The following is a 19,079-nucleotide window of genomic DNA, read 5'->3' on the forward strand; positions in this document are numbered from 1 at the left end:
ATTGCATTACTGTTGATGAATCGACGATTGGTGACGGCCGAAATGACGGCAATCGCAAAAGTGACGAAAATGCATGGTTTGTCAACTTATGCCCCCAATCGTAGGCTGGCTAAGTTTCGGTAACGTTTGTGGAGCCTTACAAAAAGATCGCGTGTCTTTTGTGGGAAACGAGTTCCCGATTTTTCGTTCGTTCGGCCAAACTTGACGTTATGCCTAAAAATGTCAACAAACTTCTGGTGGCGAATCGCGGTGAAATCGCTCTTCGCGTAGTGCGCACCGCACGTGAGATGGGGATTCCCACGGTTGCGGTGTATGCGGAACAGGATCGCCATGCGCAATATGTGCAGATGGCTGATGACGCATATCTGCTTTCCGGAGACACATACAAAGACACATATCTCAACGAGGATCTGCTGATCGACATTCTGCAGCGCAGCGGTGCCGACGCGGTGCATCCGGGCTATGGATTCCTTTCCGAAGTCGCTTCATTTGCACAGAAAGTGATTGACGCGGGCGCGGCTTGGGTTGGTCCCAATCCGGAAGCCCTCGTGGATTTGGGAGATAAGATCACCGCACGTCGTGTGGCGACGTTTGCGAAAGTTCCGCCGGTTCCCGGTATTTCCCAGTCGATTTCCGACATGCGATTGCTGCTTGATTTCGCGCATACGCACGGTTATCCGCTGATGCTCAAGCGCACCGATGGCGGTGGCGGCCGTGGCATCACGCTGGTGCATAATGATGATGAGCTGCGCGGCTTCTACATGAATCATGACGCTCTGCAGGGCGGCGATCTGAACGAGTACTTCGTGGAACGGTTCATCGACAAGGGGCGTCACGTCGAAACGCAGTGCGGACGCGACTCGCATGGCAACTTCACCGTGTATTCCACGCGCGACTGCTCCGTGCAGCGCCGCAATCAGAAGCTTGTTGAAGAGGCTCCTGCACCGTTCCTTCCCTCCGATGTGACCGACCAGCTGGAAACCTACTCCCGCCGACTGTTCGAAGCGGTCGATTACGAAGGCCTTGGCACCTGCGAATTCATGGTGACCGAACAAGGCAAAGTGTACTTCCTGGAAGTCAATCCGCGCCTGCAGGTGGAGCATACCGTCAGCGAGGAGGTCTGCGGACTCGACCTGGTGCGCGAGCAGCTGACCATCGCCAACGGTGGGGAATTGACCGTGAACCATCCGCTTCGTGGACACAGTTTCGAACTGCGTCTGACCTGCGAGGATCCGGCAAAGAACCTTGCGCCAAGCTCCGGCACGCTGACTTCGCTGCGTTGGCCGTCCGGACCGGGCATCCGCGTGGATTCCGGCGTGGTCGAAGGCGACACCATCTCGCCTAAATTCGATTCGATGATGGGCAAACTCGTGGTCACCGCATCCGACCGCGCCGCGGCCGTGGCACGTGTGCGCCGAGCATTGAGCGAACTGAAAGTGGAAGGCGTGCCAACTCCGGCAAGCCTGTTCGAACAGATTTTCAATGACGACGAATTCACCGCCGAGCACGGTGTCGCATACGATGTCAGCACCAAATGGCTGGAACGTAAGTACCTTAACAAAGAAGCTGCATCGTCCCAAGGAGGGCAGCCGGCATCCGTGTCTGGCACGACGGACTCTCTTGACGTCGATAAGAAGGAATCCAGCGAAACCTTCGTCATCGAAGTCAACAATCGCAGAGTGTCGCTGACCGTGCCAAACGACATCGTCGCCAACCTGACAGGCGGTGCCAAAGCACGCGACGCGAAACGCGCCATTCAGCCTCTGCGCGGGCAGGGACTGCATCATGCGCAGAAGAAACAGCAAAGCAACGACGGCCAATCCGGCGTGATCGCAAGCCCGATGCAGGCCGTCGTAACACGCATCAACGTGGCCGAAGGCCAGCAGGTGGCCAAGAGCGACCTGCTTGTCGTACTTGAATCCATGAAGATGGAAAACTACGTGTACGCGCCGGTCAAGGGCACCGTCACCAAGATTTTCGTGGGGCCCGCGGCAGGCGTGGAAGCCGGTGAAACGTTGATGACCATCGATGTGACCGGAGCGAGCGGTAACGGAAAGCAAACTGACGGAACCGCTGCTGGCAACACTGCAGAAGGGGGTAAGTGATGACCGATATCATCGCAAGCCCGGCCGTTAAAGAAGCCGTGAAAATCGTGATGGAACAGCAGGAACGACTCGGCAAAAACGCAGCTGAAGCCGTCTCTGCGGCCGCAACCGCCTCCGCAACCGACGTGCCGGGCGCATCCCAGCCAATCCGCGCATCCGTACTGCGAGCGGCACAACTCGCGCACGAGGCGGAAGACCATGCACGCAATCGCCAGCACGTCAAAGGCAAGCTGACGGCACGCGAACGTCTCGACCTGCTGCTCGACACCGGTTCTTTTGAGGAAATCGGACGATTCTGCGGCGGCGACATCAACGGTGGTCGTGCGGGAGCGGCGGTCATCACCGGTTTCGGCGAAGTATTCGGGCGCAAAGTCGCCGTCTATGCGCAGGATTTCTCCGTGCGCGGCGGCACTTTGGGAGTCGCGGAAGGCCGCAAGATCTGCCGATTGATGGACAAGGCGCTCGATTTGAAAGTGCCGATCATCGCGCTCATCGATTCGGGTGGTGCCCGCATCCAGGAAGGCGTGGCCGCACTGACGCAATACGGGCATCTGTTCCGCAAAACCTGCGATGCCAGCGGTTTCGTGCCACAGCTTTCGCTGATTCTCGGCCCTTGCGCAGGCGGAGCCGTGTACTGCCCGGCACTGACCGACCTGATCATCATGACCCGCGAGAACTCCAACATGTTCGTCACCGGCCCTGACGTGGTCAAAGCGGCCACCGGCGAAGTGATCAGCATGGACGATCTCGGTGGCGGCTATGTGCACAACGCCACCTCCGGCGTGGCTCACTATTTGGGCGAAGACGAAGCCGACGCGATCGACTACGCGCGAACCGTGCTCGCCTACCTGCCGTCTAACTCCGACCTGCAGCCGCCCACCTACGCGTACGCCGCAACCCGCTCCGACCGTGACGTGGCCAAACGACTCGCCACCATCGTGCCCGACAACGACCGCCAGCCATACGACGTGCTCGACGTGATCCGCTGCATTGTGGACTACGGTGAATTCGTGCAGGTGCACGAACTGTTCGCAAGCTCCGCAGTGGTGGGATTCGCCTGCGTGAACGGGCATCCGGTCAGCATTGTGGCAAACCAGCCGAACGTCAATGCGGGCATCCTCGACGTGGATTCCTCCGAAAAAGTGGCACGATTCGTGCGTTTGTGCGACGCGTTCAACCTGCCGGTCGTCACCTTGGTGGACACCCCCGGATACAAGCCTGGCGCCGAACAGGAACATGCGGGCATCATTCGCCGCGGTGCGAAAGTGATCTACGCCTACGCCAACGCGCAAGTGCCACTGGTCACCGTGATCCTGCGAAAAGCCTTCGGCGGTGCCTACATCGTGATGGGATCCAAAGCCATTGGAGCCGACCTCAACTACGCTTGGCCATCCAGCCAAATCGCAGTGCTCGGCGCAGCCGGAGCGGTGAACATCATCCACCGCAAAGACCTGCAGAAAGCCAAAGACGCAGGCAAAGACGTCGAAGCGCTCCGAGCCAAATACGTGGCCGACTACGAACGCACCACCGTCAACGCGAATCTTTCGCTGGAAATGGGTGAAATCGACGCCATGATCGACCCTGAGCAAACGCGCGAGACCATCATCGAATCGCTCAAACTGCTCTCCAGCAAGAAGCGCGTGCGCAAAACCACCAAACACCATGGCAACCAGCCGTTGTGACGGGTGCAAAGTGCGCGGATGAATCGTAAGCAAACGTAAACGCAAGAATCCATCGCAAGAACACATCGCAAGATTTTTGAAACAAGTAAGGAACATCATGAACACTTTTTTTCTTGATCGACTGAACGGTGAGCCGCACGCGCTCGCCTTCGCCGGACAATCCACTCCATGGCCGGTGGCGCTCGCCGACCAAAGCGCCAATCCGGTGCTCGACGAAGCGCTGCACGCCCATGCCGACGCAGCCCAGGCACTGCTGTACCCGGTGTCAGCCGACCTGCTCGCCACCACCGGCCGCCCGGTCGACCTGTTTGGATTCGAACCGAATCCGGCACGACTCGGCGCTGCCGCAGCGGCTTCCGCCAGCGTTCCGGGCATTGCTCTCGCCCAGTTGGGTGCGCTACTTGACGCTGCTTCCCTCGGCTACAATCCCGCCGTTGCCAAGCCGGTTGCCGTGCTTGGTCACTCCCAAGGCGTGCTCGCCGTGCACATGGTGCAGTCGATTGTCGAAGCGGGTTCCATTGAGGCGGCTTCCGCGCAAATCGATGAAATTCTTGCGATTGCCACGCTGATCGGCGTTGCCGGCACCCGTCAGGCGCGTCAGCTTGGTCTTGCCGCACGTCACGGCGAAGCCACGCCGATGCTGTCTGTCAAGGACATCACCCGCGCCCAGGTGGATGCGCTGATCAAGCGTGTTTCCGGCGCCCGCGGCCCGATCGCCGTGGCCGTCACCAATTCCGCCACGCATTATGTGCTCTCCGGCTACCCGGAGGACTTGGCCGCGTTCGGCGTGGAAGTGGCCAAGGAGCACAAGCACCAGGCCAAGCTGCGCGAAGAGAAGGTGCGTGGCGGTCGCGTGTTCGAACCGGTGCTCGAATACCTTGACGTGACCCTGCCGTTCCACAGCCCGCTTATGGCCGAGGCTGTTTCACAGGCTGTTTCATGGGCGGAATCCTGCGGAATCAACGCCGACCACGCTCGCGAGCTCGCCGCCGAAGTGCTGCTCAACCATGTGGATTGGGCCGCCCGCGTGCGTGCGCTCATGAAATCCACCGATCCGAGCGCCCTGTGGGTGTTGGACTTTGGCCCGGGAACCACCGTTGGCAAACTGTTCTCCACCGTTGCCCAAGGAACCGGCGTCGGCGTGGTGGAAGCCTCCACCGTGGCTGACCGCGGCGAACTCTCCACGCTGGAAACCCTGCCGGAGCGCACCCAGAACTGGACCCGCTTCGCACCAAGCATCATCCATACCTCCGCCGGAGACAAGGTACGCACCGCATTCACCGAACTGACCGGCAAGGCTCCGGTACTGCTCGCCGGCATGACCCCGACCACCGTGGAACCGGAAATCGTGGCAGCGGCCGCCAACGCCGGTTACTGGGCGGAACTTGCAGGCGGCGGCCAGGTGACCGCCAGCGTGTTCGACCGTCATGTCGCCAAGCTGGAAGAAGAGCTTGAAGAAGGCCGTACCGTTGAATTCAACGCGATGTTCATGGACCGCTACCTGTGGAATCTGCAGTTCGGATCCCAGCGTATCGTACCGAAGAAGCGTGCCAGCGGCACCCCGATCGACGGCGTGGTCGTGTCCGCGGGCATTCCGGAATTCGACGAAGCAGTGGAACTCATTCACAATCTCAACGCCGACGGATTCCCGTACGTGAGCTTCAAGCCGGGCACCGTCGACCAGATTCGCCAGGTGGTGCGTATCGCCAAGGCCGTCGCTCCGGTCAAGGTGCTCATCGAAGTTGAGGGTGGTTCCGCAGGCGGACACCATTCGTGGGAATCGTTGGATGATCTGCTGCTGAGCACCTATGCCGAAGTGCGTGAACAGGCCAATCTGGTGCTCGTGGTCGGCGGTGGTATCGGTACGCCGGAACGTGGCGCCGACTACATCACCGGCGAATGGTCCGCCGAATACGGTCGCCCGCTCATGCCGGTGGACGGCGTGCTCGTCGGCACCGCCGTGATGACCGCCAAAGAAGCGCACACCAGTCCTGAAGTCAAGCAGATGCTCGTCAACACCCCAGGCATTCCCGCCAAGGGAGCAGACGCCGATCCATTCGCTCCGCTGGGCGAACAGTGGGTGCCGAGCGGCCAAGCCAAGGGTGGAGTCACCTCCGGCCTGAGCCACCTGCATGCCGATATTTACGAGCTGGAAAACTCTTCCGCGCGTTGCGGACGCCTGCTGGTGCGTGTGATGAAGCATCCGGAAGAGCTGGAAAGCCGCCGTGAGGAAATCATTGAAGCGTTGAACGCCACCGCAAAGCCGTATTTCGGTGACCTGAAGGCCATGACCTATCTCGCATGGGCGCAGCGTTTCGCCGATCTCGCTTTCCCGTGGGCAGATGAAACCTATGCCGATCGTTTCCTGCACTTGCTGCAGCGTATTGAAGCCCGTGTCACCACGCAGGAAAGCGGCGAATTCGCATCGCTGTTCGCATCCCGTGCCGATGTGGAATCCGATCCGCATGCGGCCATCGCCAAGCTTGCCGAAGTCTATCCGCAAGCTGATGAACTGACCGTCACCCCGATGGATGAAGCTTGGTTCCCGGTGCTCGTGCGTGAATATCCGAAGCCAATGCCGTTCGTGCCGGTCATCGACAACGACCTGCTGCGTTGGTGGGGTCAGGATCAGCTGTGGCAGTCCGAAGACTCCCGTTACTCCGCCGATTCCGTGCGTATTATTCCTGGTCCGATCTCCGTTGCGGGCATCACCACCGTTGACGAACCGGTCGCCGACATTCTTGGCCGTTTCGAAGCGGCCATGGTCAAGCGTGTTTCCGCAGAATCGCCAAGCGCAGACAAAACCGCGTTCGCCCAGCTCGGCGCAGCATCTTCCGCAGAAGAATTCATTCGCAAATCCCCGAACATTTCGTGGGTGGGCCATCTCATGGCAAACCCGGCATACGGCACCAGCAACGGTGACGCCAACTACGAAATCCGCAAGATTTCCAGCGAAGGAAACGTCGAAAAGTACGATCTCGACATCCATCTCGATACCTACTGGGACAACGATCCGGACGGTGGCAAGTCCAAGCACGCCGTACGTGACATCGTCATTCCGCTGAACGTGGACGGCAACGAGTCCGGACTCTTCCCGGTGGTTGATCGTGACCGCCTGCCGGAACACGTGTACCGCATGCTTGCCGACACCGCGGGCATCGGCAACACCGCCATCACTGGCGACAAGCTCACCGCCATGCCCGTTATTGAACAGGTGGCAGACAAAGCCTCCTATCCGTTCGGCCAGGCGCATACCAGCTACACGCTGTCCGCCAACCTCGGCTTCGACCACGAAGCAGCCACCGGCGGCGCGCTGCCAAGTAACCTGGTGCCGTCTCGCATCGCGCCGGACGCGCTCGTCGGACCGGCATGGCCCGCCATCTACGCGGCCCTCGGATCCGTGTACGTCAACGGCTTCCCGGTAATCGAAGGCCTGCTCAACGCAGTGCATCTCGACCACCTCATCGAACTGGAAGTCAGTGAAGACGAACTGCTCAAGCATATCGGCGAACAGATTGCGCTGACCAGCTGGGCCGAAGACTACTTCGAATCGGCATCCGGCCGTGTGGTGACCATCCACGTCACCCACAGCACGCAAGACGGTACCGTGCTTGCCAACGAAACCGAGCGTTTCGCCATCCGTGGTCGCGCATACTCCGACGCATTGCCGCCGGAAGCGCCGGACTATGGCGGAATCGACGCGGAAATCGAAAGCACTCCGCGCCGACTGCTGCGCCGCGTCAAGGTGACCGCTCCGCACGAGATGACCGCCTTCGCCCGTACTTCCGGCGATTTCAACCCGATCCACACCTCGCATCGTGGCGCCGCTGTTTCTGGACTTGCGGCACCGCTCGTGCACGGCATGTGGCTCTCCGCAACCGCGCAATACGCGGTGCAGGCGCTTGATGGCAAGGGTGCGCACTACGAAATCGCAGGCTGGACCTACAACATGTACGGCATGGTGCAGCTCGACGATGAAGTGGAAATCTCCATCGAACGCGTCGGACGCGTGGCACACTCCGGCATGGTGCTCGAAGTGACCAGCCGTATCAACGGCAACATCGTGTCTCGTGGCACCGCCATCGTACGTGCGCCGAAATCCGCCTTCGTATACCCGGGCCAGGGCATTCAGCAGCAGGGCATGGTGCTCGACGAACGTGCCAAGTCCCCGGCCGCGCGAGACGTGTGGGAACGTGCCGACAAGGTGACCCGCGAGAAGCTTGGATTCTCGATCCTTACCGTCGTGCGTGACAATCCGAAGGAATTGACCGCCAACGGCGTGACCTACCGCCATCCGGAAGGCCTGCTCAACCTCACCCAGTTCACACAGGTGGCGCTCGCCACCGTGGCATTCGCCCAGACCGCACGTCTGCGCGAAGCTGGAGCCGACATTTGGCCGGCATATTTCGCAGGTCACTCGCTGGGCGAATACAACGCTTTGAGCTCCTTCGCCGGCGTGATTCCGCTGGAAACCGTGATTGAACTCGTGTTCCACCGCGGCTCCACCATGCATCACCTCATTCCGCGCGATGCGAAGGGCCGTTCCAACTACCGTATGGGTGCGTTGCGCCCGAACCAGTTCGGTGTGGGCGATGACGGCGTGCGCGAGTACGTCGAATCCGTATCGAAGGCTTCCGGCGAGTTCCTGCAGATTGTGAACTACAACTTGGCTGGACAACAGTACGCAGTGGCAGGCACCATTGCCGGTTTGAAGGCGCTGAAGGCCGATTCCGACCGTCGAGTGGCCGAATATGGCGGCAAACCGGCATTCATGCTGGTGCCGGGCATCGATGTGCCGTTCCATTCCACGTTGCTGCGCAAGGGTGTGCCGGAATTCCGCGACAAGCTTGACGCGCTCCTGCCACAGACCATCGATTACCGTGGCCGTTTGGTCGGACGCTACATTCCGAACCTGGTTGCTGAGCCGTTCGAAATGACGAAGGAATTCGCGGCCAAGATTCTCGAAGTCGTGCCGTCCGAGCGCATTCAGGCCGCTTTGGATGATCCGCAGATTTGGGATTCCTATGCTGCTGATGATCAGAAGCTCGGTCGATTGCTGCTTACGGAACTGCTGTCTTGGCAGTTCGCTTCTCCGGTGCGTTGGATTGAGACGCAGGCTCTGCTGTTCGGTTCCGCCGAACAGGGTGGCCTTGGTGTGGAAGAGTATGTTGAGGTTGGTCTTGGCAATGCTCCGACACTCGCCAATCTTGGTGCCAAGACGTTGCGTCTGCCGCAGTTCGCCGGTCGCGATGTGACGGTGTACAACGTTGGTCGTGATGAAGGTCGTGTATACATGACTGATTCCGATTCGTTGGTTCCGGAAGAAGAAGCTGACGATTCTGCAGTTACGGCTTCCGCTGCTTCTGCTGCAGTTGCGGCTTCTGTGGTTCCGGCTGCGGCTCCTGCTGCTGTTGCGGAAGTTCCTGTTGCTGCAGCTTCCGCTCCTGCAGATGCTCCGTCGGGTGCCGCCGTTGCGGATATTGCATTCAAGGCATCCGATGCGATTGCCACATTGCTGGCATATTCGGCTAAGGTTCGCCCAGATCAGATCGGTGAAAGCGATACCACCGATACGCTGACCAATGGCGTGTCTTCCCGCCGTAACCAGTTGCTTATGGACATCAGTTCCGAACTGGGTGTGGCTTCCGTGGATGGTGCTGCCGAAGCGACGGTCAAGGCGCTGAGCGCTTTGGTCAACAAGGTCGCTCCGAACTACAAGGCGTTTGGTCCGGTGCTGTCTGATATCGTGCGAGACCGTGTGCGTGGCATGTTCGGTGCCGCCGGTGTGAAGCTCGGCCAGATCACCAAGCGTGTGACCGATACATGGCAGCTTGGCGAAGGGTGGGCTTCCCATGTGGTGGCTGCGCTCGTGCTTGAAACCCGTGAGGGGGCCAGCTCTCGTGGCGGTGATCTTGCCTCGTTAAGCACGGATGCCGCTTCCAATGCGGCCGCTGCCAACGCGCTGATCGATGCGGCCGTGCAGAAGGTTGCCGCCGACAAGGGCATTGCTGTTGCCATGCCGAGCGCCGGTAGCGCAGCTGGTGGGGCAGTGGTTGATTCCGCCGCTTTGGACGCGTTCGCGGCCAAGGTGACCGGTGCCGATGGCGTGCTCGCCTCCACGGCGAAGTTCGTGCTGAACCAGCTGGGCGTTGCCGCTCCGGTTGCCGAAGAAACTGCTGATGAGAACGCGGCTGTTGTGGCTGCTGTCGAAGCTGAACTCGGTGCTGACTGGCCGAAGCAGGTCGAACCTCGTTTCGACGAGCGCAAGGCCATTCTGTTCGACGATCGTTGGGCATCCGCACGTGAAGACTTGGCGCGCGCCTACTACAACAACGATGAATCCGCGTTGAACGGTAGCTTCATCGGTCTTGGCAAGACCATTGCCGACGAAGCCGCTTGGTATGCAGGTAAGAGCGACAATGCGGATCTGAAGGTCGCGTTCAATCGTGTCGCTGCCGAAGCAGGAGAAAACGCTTCCGAATCGGCAGAAAACAGCCGTTTTGCTGGAGATATTGCAGTGGTGACCGGTGTGGCTCCGAACTCCATCGCAGCCCAGGTGGTCAACGGCCTGCTTGCAGGTGGTGCTACCGTGGTGGCCACCTCGCACAGCTTCAAGCCAAGCGTGAAGGCATGGGCCAAGCAGACCTACCGTGAGCATGCGGCGGGCGATGCCAAGCTGTGGTTGGTTCCTGCGAACCTGTCGAGCTACCGTGACGTGGACGCGTTGGTCGCTTGGGTCGGCAATGTGCAGAAGAAGACTTCCGGTGCGACCACCACGATCCTCAAGCCTGCTTACGAGCCGAGTCTGTTCTTCCCGTTTGCGGCTCCGCCGGTGCATGGCAGCCTCGCCGATTCCGGCGAACTGTTCGAATCTCAGGCTCGCCTCATGCTGTGGGGTGTTGAGCGTGCGATTGCCGGACTTGCGAAGATCGGTGCCGACACCGATGTGCAGCATAAGTTGCATGTGGTGTTGCCGGGATCGCCGAACCGCGGTATTTTCGGCGGAGATGGTGCTTACGGCGAAGTGAAGAGCGCATTCGATGCGATTGTGAACCGTGCTCGCGCCGAAAAGGTGTGGTCGAGCCGTGTGACCTTCGCCCATCCGAAGATCGGCTGGGTGCGTGGCACCGGCCTGATGGGCGGCAATGATCCGCTGGTCGAAGTGGTGGAGCGTCACGGTCTGAAGACTTACTCCACCGCCGAAATCGCGGTCGAACTGCTGAACCTTTCCACCCGCGAATCCCGTATCGAAGCAGCCAAGGCTCCGCTTGACGTGGATCTGACCGGCGGACTCGGTAACGAGCCGATCGACATCAAGGCACTGCGTGCGGAAGCCATGGCAGACGCGGCCCAAGCGGAAGCGGCGAATGCCAAGAACGCAATCGCAGGCAACGAATCCGATACCGAGGCCAAGACGCTCATCAAGGCGCTGCCAAGCCCGCGTGCTCCGCGTCAGGCCAAGGTCGATCTTGCCGATTGGCAGAACGTCACCGCCCGTCCGGAAGACGAAATCGTTATCGTGTCCGTGGGCGAACTTGGACCGTGGGGCTCCGGCCGCACCCGCTTCGAAGCCGAACTCGGCATTCACTCCGACGGTCAAGTGGACCTGTCTGCCGGCGCGGTGCTCGAACTGGCATGGAACATGGGTCTGCTGACGTGGAATGACAGCCCCAAGCCGGGCTGGTACGACGTTGACGGCAACCTCGTGCCTGAGGAGGATATCGCGGAACGTTACCATGACGCGGTCGTGGCTCGTTCCGGCGTGCGTCCGTTCGACGAAGGCATGGGCAACGACTACAAGGACGGCACTGACGAGGAAGAGGCCGAGGTGTTCCTTGACCACGATGTGACCTTCTCGGTTCCGACTTGTGAGATTGCCGAAGAGTACGTCAAGCTTGACGAAGCGCACACCAGCTTCGCGGCCGATGCCGAATCCGGCGAGTGGAACGTGACCCGCCATGCCGGCTCCATGATTCGCGTGCCTCGCCGCGCGGCCATGACTCGTACGGTCGGAGGCCAGTTCCCGAAGGGCTTCGACCCGGTCAAGTGGGGCATTCCGGCCTCCATGGTCGGCGACGTCGACAAGATCGCCTTGTGGAACATCGTTACCACGGTCGATGCCTACCTGTCCGCAGGCTTCACGCCGACCGAAATCCTCGAAGCGGTGCATCCGTCGATGGTCGCTTCCACGCAGGGCACCGGTTTCGGCGGCATGGCCTCCATGCGCAAGCTGTACTTGGATCGCTTCCTCAACCATGAGATTCCGACCGACATTCTGCAGGAAGCTCTGCCGAACGTTGTTGCAGCTCACGTGATGCAGTCCTACATCGGCGGCTACGGCAACATGGTCCAGCCGATTTCCGCCTGCGCCACGGCAGCCGTCTCTCTGGAAGAGGGCGCCGACAAGATCGCACTCGGCAAGGCCGACTTCGTGGTCACCGGCGCAATCGACGACATCGGCGTGGAATCCGTGATCGGCTTCGGCAACATGAACGCCACCGCCAATTCGGAGGAAATGTACGCCAAGGGCATCGACGCGCGCTTCTTCTCCCGCGCCAACGACCGTCGTCGTGGCGGATTCGTGGAATCCCAGGGCGGCGGCACCATCCTGCTGACCCGTGGCGATATCGCGTTGAAGCTCGGTCTGCCGGTTGCCGGCGTGATCGGATTCGTGCACTCCTACGCCGACGGCGCGCACACTTCCATCCCGGCTCCGGGCTTGGGTGCGCTTGCAGCGGGCATGGGCGGCAAGGATTCCAAGCTGGTGCGCGATCTGGCTCGTCTTGGCGTCGCTCCGGACGACATCGCCGTGGTTTCCAAGCATGATACGTCCACCAACGCCAACGATCCGAACGAATCCGAACTGCACAACACGTTGGCCCACGCCATTGGCCGCGCTGACGGCAACCCGCTGTTCGTGATCTCGCAGAAGACGCTCACCGGCCATGCCAAGGGCGGTGCCTGCATCTTCCAGGTCAACGGTCTGACCCAGCTGTTCAAGTCCGGCGTGATTCCGGCCAATGCCTCCCTTGACTGCGTTGATCCGAAGCTCATGCGCGACGACCACATGGTCTGGCTGCGCGAACCGCTGAAGGTCGGCTCCGTCAAGGCGGGCCTGGCCACGTCGCTCGGTTTCGGCCACGTGTCCGGCTTCGCTGCGATCGTCAATCCGGGCGCATTCGAAGCGGCAGTGGCCAACACCGCGGGCGCCGAGGCATTGAATGCATGGCATGATCGCGCCAACGAGCGTTTGGCTGCCGGCCAGCGTCGCCTCGAGGAAGGCATGATGGGCCGCGCCGCGCTCTACGAGCCGATTGACAACCGTCGCTTCCATGAGGATGGCCGCGGCTACAACGCGCACGAAGTGGAGAAGGCCATGCTGCTCGATCCGAACGCGCGTCTGAGCGCCTCCGGCTACTTCGAAGCCTGATTCCCGCGTTTGGGCGCCTGAAATTTCTGGCGCTCAGACGCACAGTCATCAAATCCCGTATCTGTCGCGATCTCAGTATGTCGCGGCAGATACGGGATTTTCATATTCTTGAATCACTTTACTTTCCGTCTGCACGACTTCCGTTTGGTGCCGTATTTTCACTTGTGCAGACGTGAAACGAGGGGAGCGCAATGCGGGCGGCAGAGGATGAAGCGCTTAAGTATGATGGTATCCTTGCATGAAAACGAAGTATCGCCCGCCTGTTGTGCGGAAGTCGACATGGTTCGTTTCTTTCTGAAAACTTTCGAAAGGCTGGAAAATGCTGGGTTTGGGGCATGACATCGTGGATGTGCCTGCGTTCGCCGAGCAACTGGGCGAACCTGGGTCGCGCATGCGAAACCTGTTCTCCACACGCGAGCTATGGCAGACCGCTCAACGGGCGCGGGTCAAGCGGGATAGCGAGGCGGTGCATCTTGCGGCCCGCTGGGCGGGCAAGGAGGCCTTCCTCAAGGCGTGGTGCGAGGCGATTTCGTGTGGGGCGAAAGGCGATGGCGACATTGCATATCCGTACACGCTTGACGATTTTCCTTGGTCGCGCATCGAAATACTTGACGATTCCCACGGCGTGCCCCACGTCATGCTCTCGCCCGAGGTGCGATGCAAGTTGCGGCAATCGTTGGGGCTGCCGGTTGACGGGGATGACCAATCGTGCGAAATACATATTTCCATGAGCCATGACGGATCTGTTGCGTCCGCGGTGGTGACAATAGATTGCGATTTCGACTTGCGATTGTTGAGGGAGTGTGTATAATGGCTCAAGTCGTTTCGTGTCGGCTTCGGCGGGCATAGACGGTGCGCGGATGTAGCTCAATGGTAGAGCCTCAGTCTTCCAAACTGATTACGCGGGTTCGATTCCCGTCATCCGCTCCACACAATCGTTAGAGAAGAAGAAAGGCGTGCTTAATGGCACGCCTTTTGCATACCTGCCGTACGATTGCTTCGACGACTGGGTATGCTGGACGTGTCGCGACAGCGGCGTGACGGTCGCAGCAGGCGGTAATCGCAATACAACGGAGCGGGTATGGCACAAACGCAAGGCAACAAGGTGACGGAAGTCGTCGACGGCGTGATCGAACAGGTCGACGTTTCCAAGCATCCGACGGCGTCCATTGAAGCGTCTGATCTTTCCTTGGCCGACATCGAGCGTCGTAAATCGCATCCGGCACACTGGGTGCTGTTCATCGCGCTGGTGCTGGTGGCTCTGATCGTGCCCTACTGGTGGGGACGTTTTCTCGCGGTCAAGGATGCGGCTTGGATTGTCGACAACCTCGGTTTCCTTGATCCCAAGGGTGTTGCGTTGATTTCGTGGACTGTCACCATCATGGCGATGACCGGCTTGGGATTGATGGTCGCCGATGTGAAGAAATGGCTGTGGGGCACGGTTTTTGTGGTGGGACTCGCCGCCGAGCAGTTCGTTGCCGGCATGTGCCTGCTGAGCTTCAACTTCTGGAACGCCACTTATGTGATGTATGGCGATTCCTCGGGGCTTGCCAACGCCGCGAATCTTGGCATTATCGCGGCCGGATGCGGTGTCGCCGTCTACGCGGTGCTGTGGGTTGGACTGCTGGTCTGCATCAAAAAGGAATCGAAATTCAATGTGCTTACGCGCAGTTGGGCGTCGTTTTTGCTGTTTTTCGTGATCGAGAGCATTTCGCTCGCGGTGGTGCTGTTCGGCGGGCTGCTGAACGTGGTCTGAAGCGTCGCTTGCGGAATGGTCTGATTTGGTCTGCCCCTCGTGTATGATTTCCCTTTGGCGTATTTCGCCCGCGGATAGAGAGCGCGCCGGTATTGGACCGGCAGCACCGCGCAGCAACATAAGGAGGATGCCGTGGCACTTACGGCTGAGGAAAAGCAGGAAATCATCAAGACTTACGCTACCCACGAGGGTGACACCGGCTCCCCGGAGGTCCAGGTTGCTCTGCTGACCAAGCGTATCGCTGATCTGACCGAGCACCTCAAGGAGCACAAGCATGATCACCACTCCCGTCGTGGTCTGCTGCTGATGGTCGGCGATCGTCGTCGTATGCTTGATTACCTCAAGCGCGTTGACATCAACCGTTACCGCTCCCTGATTGAGCGTCTGGGTCTGCGCCGATAGTTAAATTCTTCCGCCCGAATGCCTTCCTTGGCGTTCGGGCGTTTTGCATGACAGCCGCGTTGAGGAAAAGACAGTTTGAAAGCCCGAGGTTTAGGGCGCATGAGGTCTAGAATCTAAAGATGAGGAAGCGACGAAGGTAACGTCGCGTCACGCATGCAGAAATCGGTTGGAGTCCGCTGAAGAGGACTGCCGATAGTTGGTAAAAGAAAAAAAGGAGGAACCCTATGGAGGGTCCCGAAATCAAGGCTGTTGAAGCCGTAATCGATAATGGTTCATTTGGTAAGCGCACGTTGCGCTTCGAGACCGGTCGTCTCGCCCAGCAGGCGGATGGTGCCGTTGCCGCCTATCTTGACGATGATTCGATGATTCTGTCGACCACCACCGCCGGTTCCAGCCCGAAGGAGAACTACGACTTCTTCCCGCTGACCGTGGACGTGGAAGAGAAGATGTACGCCGCCGGCAAGATCCCGGGCTCGTTCTTCCGCCGTGAAGGCCGCCCGAGCTCCGAAGCTATTCTCGCTTGCCGTATCATCGACCGTCCGCTGCGCCCGTTGTTCCCACACACGCTGCGCAACGAAGTGCAGGTTGTGGAAACCGTGCTCGCCGTCAACCCGGACGATGCGTACGATGTTATCGCTCTGAATGCTGCTTCCGCTTCCACCATGATTTCCGGTCTACCGTTCGAAGGCCCGGTTTCCGGCGTTCGCCTGGCTCTGATCGACGGCCAGTGGGTCGCTTTCCCGCGTTGGAGCGAGCGTGAGCGCGCCGTGTTCGAAATCGTGGTTGCAGGCCGCGTAGTGGAGAACGGCGATGTCGCCATCGCTATGATCGAAGCCGGCGCAGGTAAGAACGCCTGGCACCTCATCTACGACGAAGGCCAGACCAAGCCGGACGAGGAAGTCGTTGCCGGTGGTCTTGAAGCAGCCAAGCCGTTCATCAAGGTGATCTGCGAGGCTCAGGCCGAACTCAAGAACATCGCTGCGAAGGAAACCAAGGAATTCCAGCTCTTCCCGGAGTACACCGAAGATCTGTACAATCGTATCGATGAGATCGCCCACGCTGATCTCGACGAGGCTCTCTCCATTGCCGAGAAGCTGCCGCGCCAGGATCGCATTCATGAGATCAAGGAAGGCGTCAAGGCCACTCTCGCCGGCGAATTCACTGACATGGACGATGCCGAAAAGGAAAAGGAGATCGGCAATGCGTTCAAGGAGCTGCAGCGCCAGATCGTGCGTCGCCGCATCCTGACCCAGGATTACCGCATCGATGGCCGTGGCCTGCGCGACATCCGCACCCTGTCCGCTGAAGTGGACATCGTTCCGCGCGTGCACGGTTCCGCACTGTTCCAGCGTGGCGAAACCCAGATTCTGGGCGTTACCACCCTGAACATGCTCAAGATGGAACAGCAGATCGACGCACTGTCCGGTCCGCAGTCCAAGCGTTACATGCACAACTATGAGATGCCGCCGTACTCCACCGGTGAAACCGGTCGCGTTGGCTCCCCGAAGCGTCGCGAAATCGGTCACGGTGCTCTGGCGGAGAAGGCTCTCGTGCCGGTGCTGCCGAACCGCGAGGAGTTCCCGTACGCCATCCGTCAGGTCTCCGAAGCCATTGGCTCCAACGGTTCCACCTCCATGGGTTCCGTGTGCGCTTCCACCCTGTCGCTGCTCGCCGCAGGCGTGCCGCTGAAGGCTCCGGTTGCCGGCATCGCCATGGGCCTCGTGTCCGGTGATGTTGACGGCCAGCACATTTTCAAGACCCTGACCGATATTCTCGGTGCTGAAGACGCATTCGGCGATATGGACTTCAAGGTCGCCGGCACCTCCGAGTTCATCACCGCTCTGCAGCTCGACACCAAGCTCGATGGCATTCCGGCAGACATTCTTGCCTCCGCTCTGCAGCAGGCCAAGGAAGCCCGCACTACCATTCTCGAAGTCATCAACGAGTGCATCGACGGCCCGGCCGAGATGAGCCCGTATGCTCCGCGCATCATCACCACCACCGTTCCGGTCGACAAGATCGGCGAGGTCATCGGACCGAAGGGCAAGATGATCAACCAGATCCAAGAAGAGACTGGTGCGGAGATCGCCATCGAAGATGACGGTACCGTGTTCATCTCCTCCGAGGGTGGCGACGGCGCTGAAAAGGCCAAGCAGATCATCGAACAGATCGCCAACCCGCACGTTCCTGAAGCCGGCGAAACCTACAACGGCAAGGTTGTGAAGACTACCTCCTTCGGTGCCTTCGTGAATCTGACACCGGGAACCGACGGCCTGCTGCACATCTCCCAGATCCGTAATCTGGCCGACGGCGAGCGTATCGACGCCGTCGAAGACGTGCTCAAGGAAGGCGACACCGTTGAGGTGATCGTGCAGGGCGTTGACGATCGCGGCAAGATCTCCTTGGCCATTCCGGGCTTCGAAGATCAGGAATCCTCCGCTCCGCGTCGTGAGCGTTCCGATCGCGATGACCGTCGCGGCAGCCGTGGCCGTCGTGATGATCGTCGTTCCGATCGTGACGATCGTGATTATGATGATCGTCCGCGTCGTCGTCGTTCCGATCGCGATGACCGTGATTATGATCGTGATGATCGCCGTTCCGATCGTGACGATCGTGATTATGATGATCGTCCGCGTCGTCGTCGTTCCGATCGCGATGATCGTGATTATGATGATCGTCCGCGTCGTCGTCGTTCCGACCGTGACGATCGTGATTATGATCGTGATGATCGTCGTTCCGACCGTCGCCGCAGCAGCCGCCGCGACGACCGCAACCCGCGTTACGCAGCCGACGAGAACTACGACGAGTACCGTGCCGATCGCGAAGAGCGTTCCGAGCGTCCTCGCCGCCGCGTCCGCCGCGACTTTGATCCTTTTGAGGACTGACGTCCGCAAAAGGATCCCTCGCAGCATAGCTGACTGACTGAAGTGCCCTGTACCGAAAGGTGCGGGGCACTTTTCGTTTCATGTAGAATGCATGAAAATGAGACACGGGTATGAGTTTTGTCATAACGTACCTAAATGCATGCGAGAATGGTTTGAGGAGCCATTAACGAAGGAGTCGTCATGGTCTTTGGCATTATCATTGCCGTCATTGTTGTACTTATTGTGCTTTGGGCCGTCAGCGCCTACAACGGGCTGGTCACACTACGAAATCGTGTGAAGAACGGCTGGGCGCAAATCGATGTGCAGCTCAAGCAGCGTACCGATCTTATTCCGAACCTGGTGGAAACGGTCAAAGGTTATGCTGCCCACGAATCCCAAGTATTCACGCAGGTCACACAGGCCCGTGCCGGCGTGGTGCAGGCCACGCAAAGCGGTGACGTGGCGCAGCGCATCGCCGCGGAAAACCAGCTGAGCCGCGCACTCATGAATCTGCAGGTTGTGTCTGAAAACTATCCGCAACTGCAGGCCAATACGAATTTCATGGATCTGCAGAGTCAGCTGAAATCGTTGGAAGAGAAGATCGCTTACGCACGCCAGTTCTACAACGATGTCGTGCAGAAGTACAATACCCAGACCGAGGTTGTGCCGACCAATATTATCGCCGGCTTGTTCCATTTCGAACAGGCCCCCTACTTCCAGGTGGACGAAGCGGATCGTCAGGTTCCGCAAGTTAAGTTCTGACATGCATGTAAAGCCCCGTCCGATAATGATGGGGCTTTACTGTTCAATTCGGTTTGTACGGCCATCTGTTGTGTATGG

General features: G+C 59.6%; 7 protein-coding genes, 1 tRNA gene and 2 pseudogenes. All 10 read left to right on the forward strand.

Features of this window, described 5'->3' with window-relative positions:
- The first annotated feature begins 209 nt into the window (after positions 1-209).
- The 10 genes and pseudogenes from AH68_RS01420 (at position 210) to AH68_RS01460 (ending at position 19,001) form a co-directional block, all read left to right on the forward strand.
- Positions 210-2,105, forward strand: coding sequence for an ATP-binding protein (locus AH68_RS01420; protein ID WP_039199669.1), 1,896 nt, complete (start codon positions 210-212; stop codon positions 2,103-2,105).
- Positions 2,105-3,787 carry an acyl-CoA carboxylase subunit beta gene (locus tag AH68_RS01425; RefSeq protein WP_039196972.1) on the forward strand — a complete coding sequence of 561 codons (1,683 nt, stop codon included), beginning with the start codon at positions 2,105-2,107 and terminating at the stop codon, positions 3,785-3,787. Before AH68_RS01420 ends, AH68_RS01425 begins: the two co-directional genes overlap by 1 nt.
- 97 nt (positions 3,788-3,884) lie before the next feature.
- Positions 3,885-11,132: pseudogene (locus tag AH68_RS01430) on the forward strand (fatty acid synthase subunit beta domain-containing protein); the annotation flags it as partial.
- A gap of 72 nt (positions 11,133-11,204) precedes the next feature.
- Positions 11,205-13,217 (forward strand): annotated as a pseudogene (locus AH68_RS11240) (beta-ketoacyl synthase N-terminal-like domain-containing protein); the annotation flags it as partial.
- Between the two features lie 319 nt (positions 13,218-13,536).
- Positions 13,537-14,028: a holo-ACP synthase gene (locus AH68_RS01435; protein WP_039196976.1), complete on the forward strand. Its 492-nt coding sequence runs from the start codon at positions 13,537-13,539 to the stop codon at positions 14,026-14,028.
- A gap of 45 nt (positions 14,029-14,073) precedes the next feature.
- Positions 14,074-14,147 (forward strand) — tRNA-Gly (locus AH68_RS01440).
- Between the two features lie 151 nt (positions 14,148-14,298).
- A complete protein-coding gene (locus AH68_RS01445; RefSeq protein ID WP_039196978.1) occupies positions 14,299-14,973 on the forward strand; it encodes a hypothetical protein in 675 nt (224 codons plus the stop codon).
- A 132-nt stretch (positions 14,974-15,105) separates the two neighbouring features.
- Positions 15,106-15,375, forward strand: coding sequence for a 30S ribosomal protein S15 (gene rpsO, locus AH68_RS01450; RefSeq protein WP_003807806.1), 270 nt, complete (start codon positions 15,106-15,108; stop codon positions 15,373-15,375).
- Between the two features lie 224 nt (positions 15,376-15,599).
- Positions 15,600-18,260, forward strand: a complete 2,661-nt coding sequence (locus tag AH68_RS01455) for a polyribonucleotide nucleotidyltransferase (RefSeq protein WP_039196983.1) — start codon at positions 15,600-15,602, stop codon at positions 18,258-18,260.
- Between the two features lie 180 nt (positions 18,261-18,440).
- Positions 18,441-19,001 carry a LemA family protein gene (locus AH68_RS01460; protein WP_039196986.1) on the forward strand — a complete coding sequence of 187 codons (561 nt, stop codon included), beginning with the start codon at positions 18,441-18,443 and terminating at the stop codon, positions 18,999-19,001.
- Positions 19,002-19,079 lie beyond the last annotated feature (78 nt).

The organism is Bifidobacterium catenulatum PV20-2 (genome assembly GCF_000800455.1).
GTDB classification, from domain to species: domain Bacteria; phylum Actinomycetota; class Actinomycetes; order Actinomycetales; family Bifidobacteriaceae; genus Bifidobacterium; species Bifidobacterium kashiwanohense_A.

Bases quoted from the DNA above. Each gene is read 5' to 3' on its own strand.
- AH68_RS01420 (WP_039199669.1), top strand. From the start codon at position 210: ATGCCTAAAAATGTCAACAAACTTCTGGTGGCGAATCGCGGTGAAATC.
- AH68_RS01425 (WP_039196972.1), top strand. From the start codon at position 2,105: ATGACCGATATCATCGCAAGCCCGGCCGTTAAAGAAGCCGTGAAAATC.
- AH68_RS01435 (WP_039196976.1), top strand. From the start codon at position 13,537: ATGCTGGGTTTGGGGCATGACATCGTGGATGTGCCTGCGTTCGCCGAG.
- AH68_RS01445 (WP_039196978.1), top strand. From the start codon at position 14,299: ATGGCACAAACGCAAGGCAACAAGGTGACGGAAGTCGTCGACGGCGTG.
- AH68_RS01455 (WP_039196983.1), top strand. From the start codon at position 15,600: ATGGAGGGTCCCGAAATCAAGGCTGTTGAAGCCGTAATCGATAATGGT.
- AH68_RS01460 (WP_039196986.1), top strand. From the start codon at position 18,441: ATGGTCTTTGGCATTATCATTGCCGTCATTGTTGTACTTATTGTGCTT.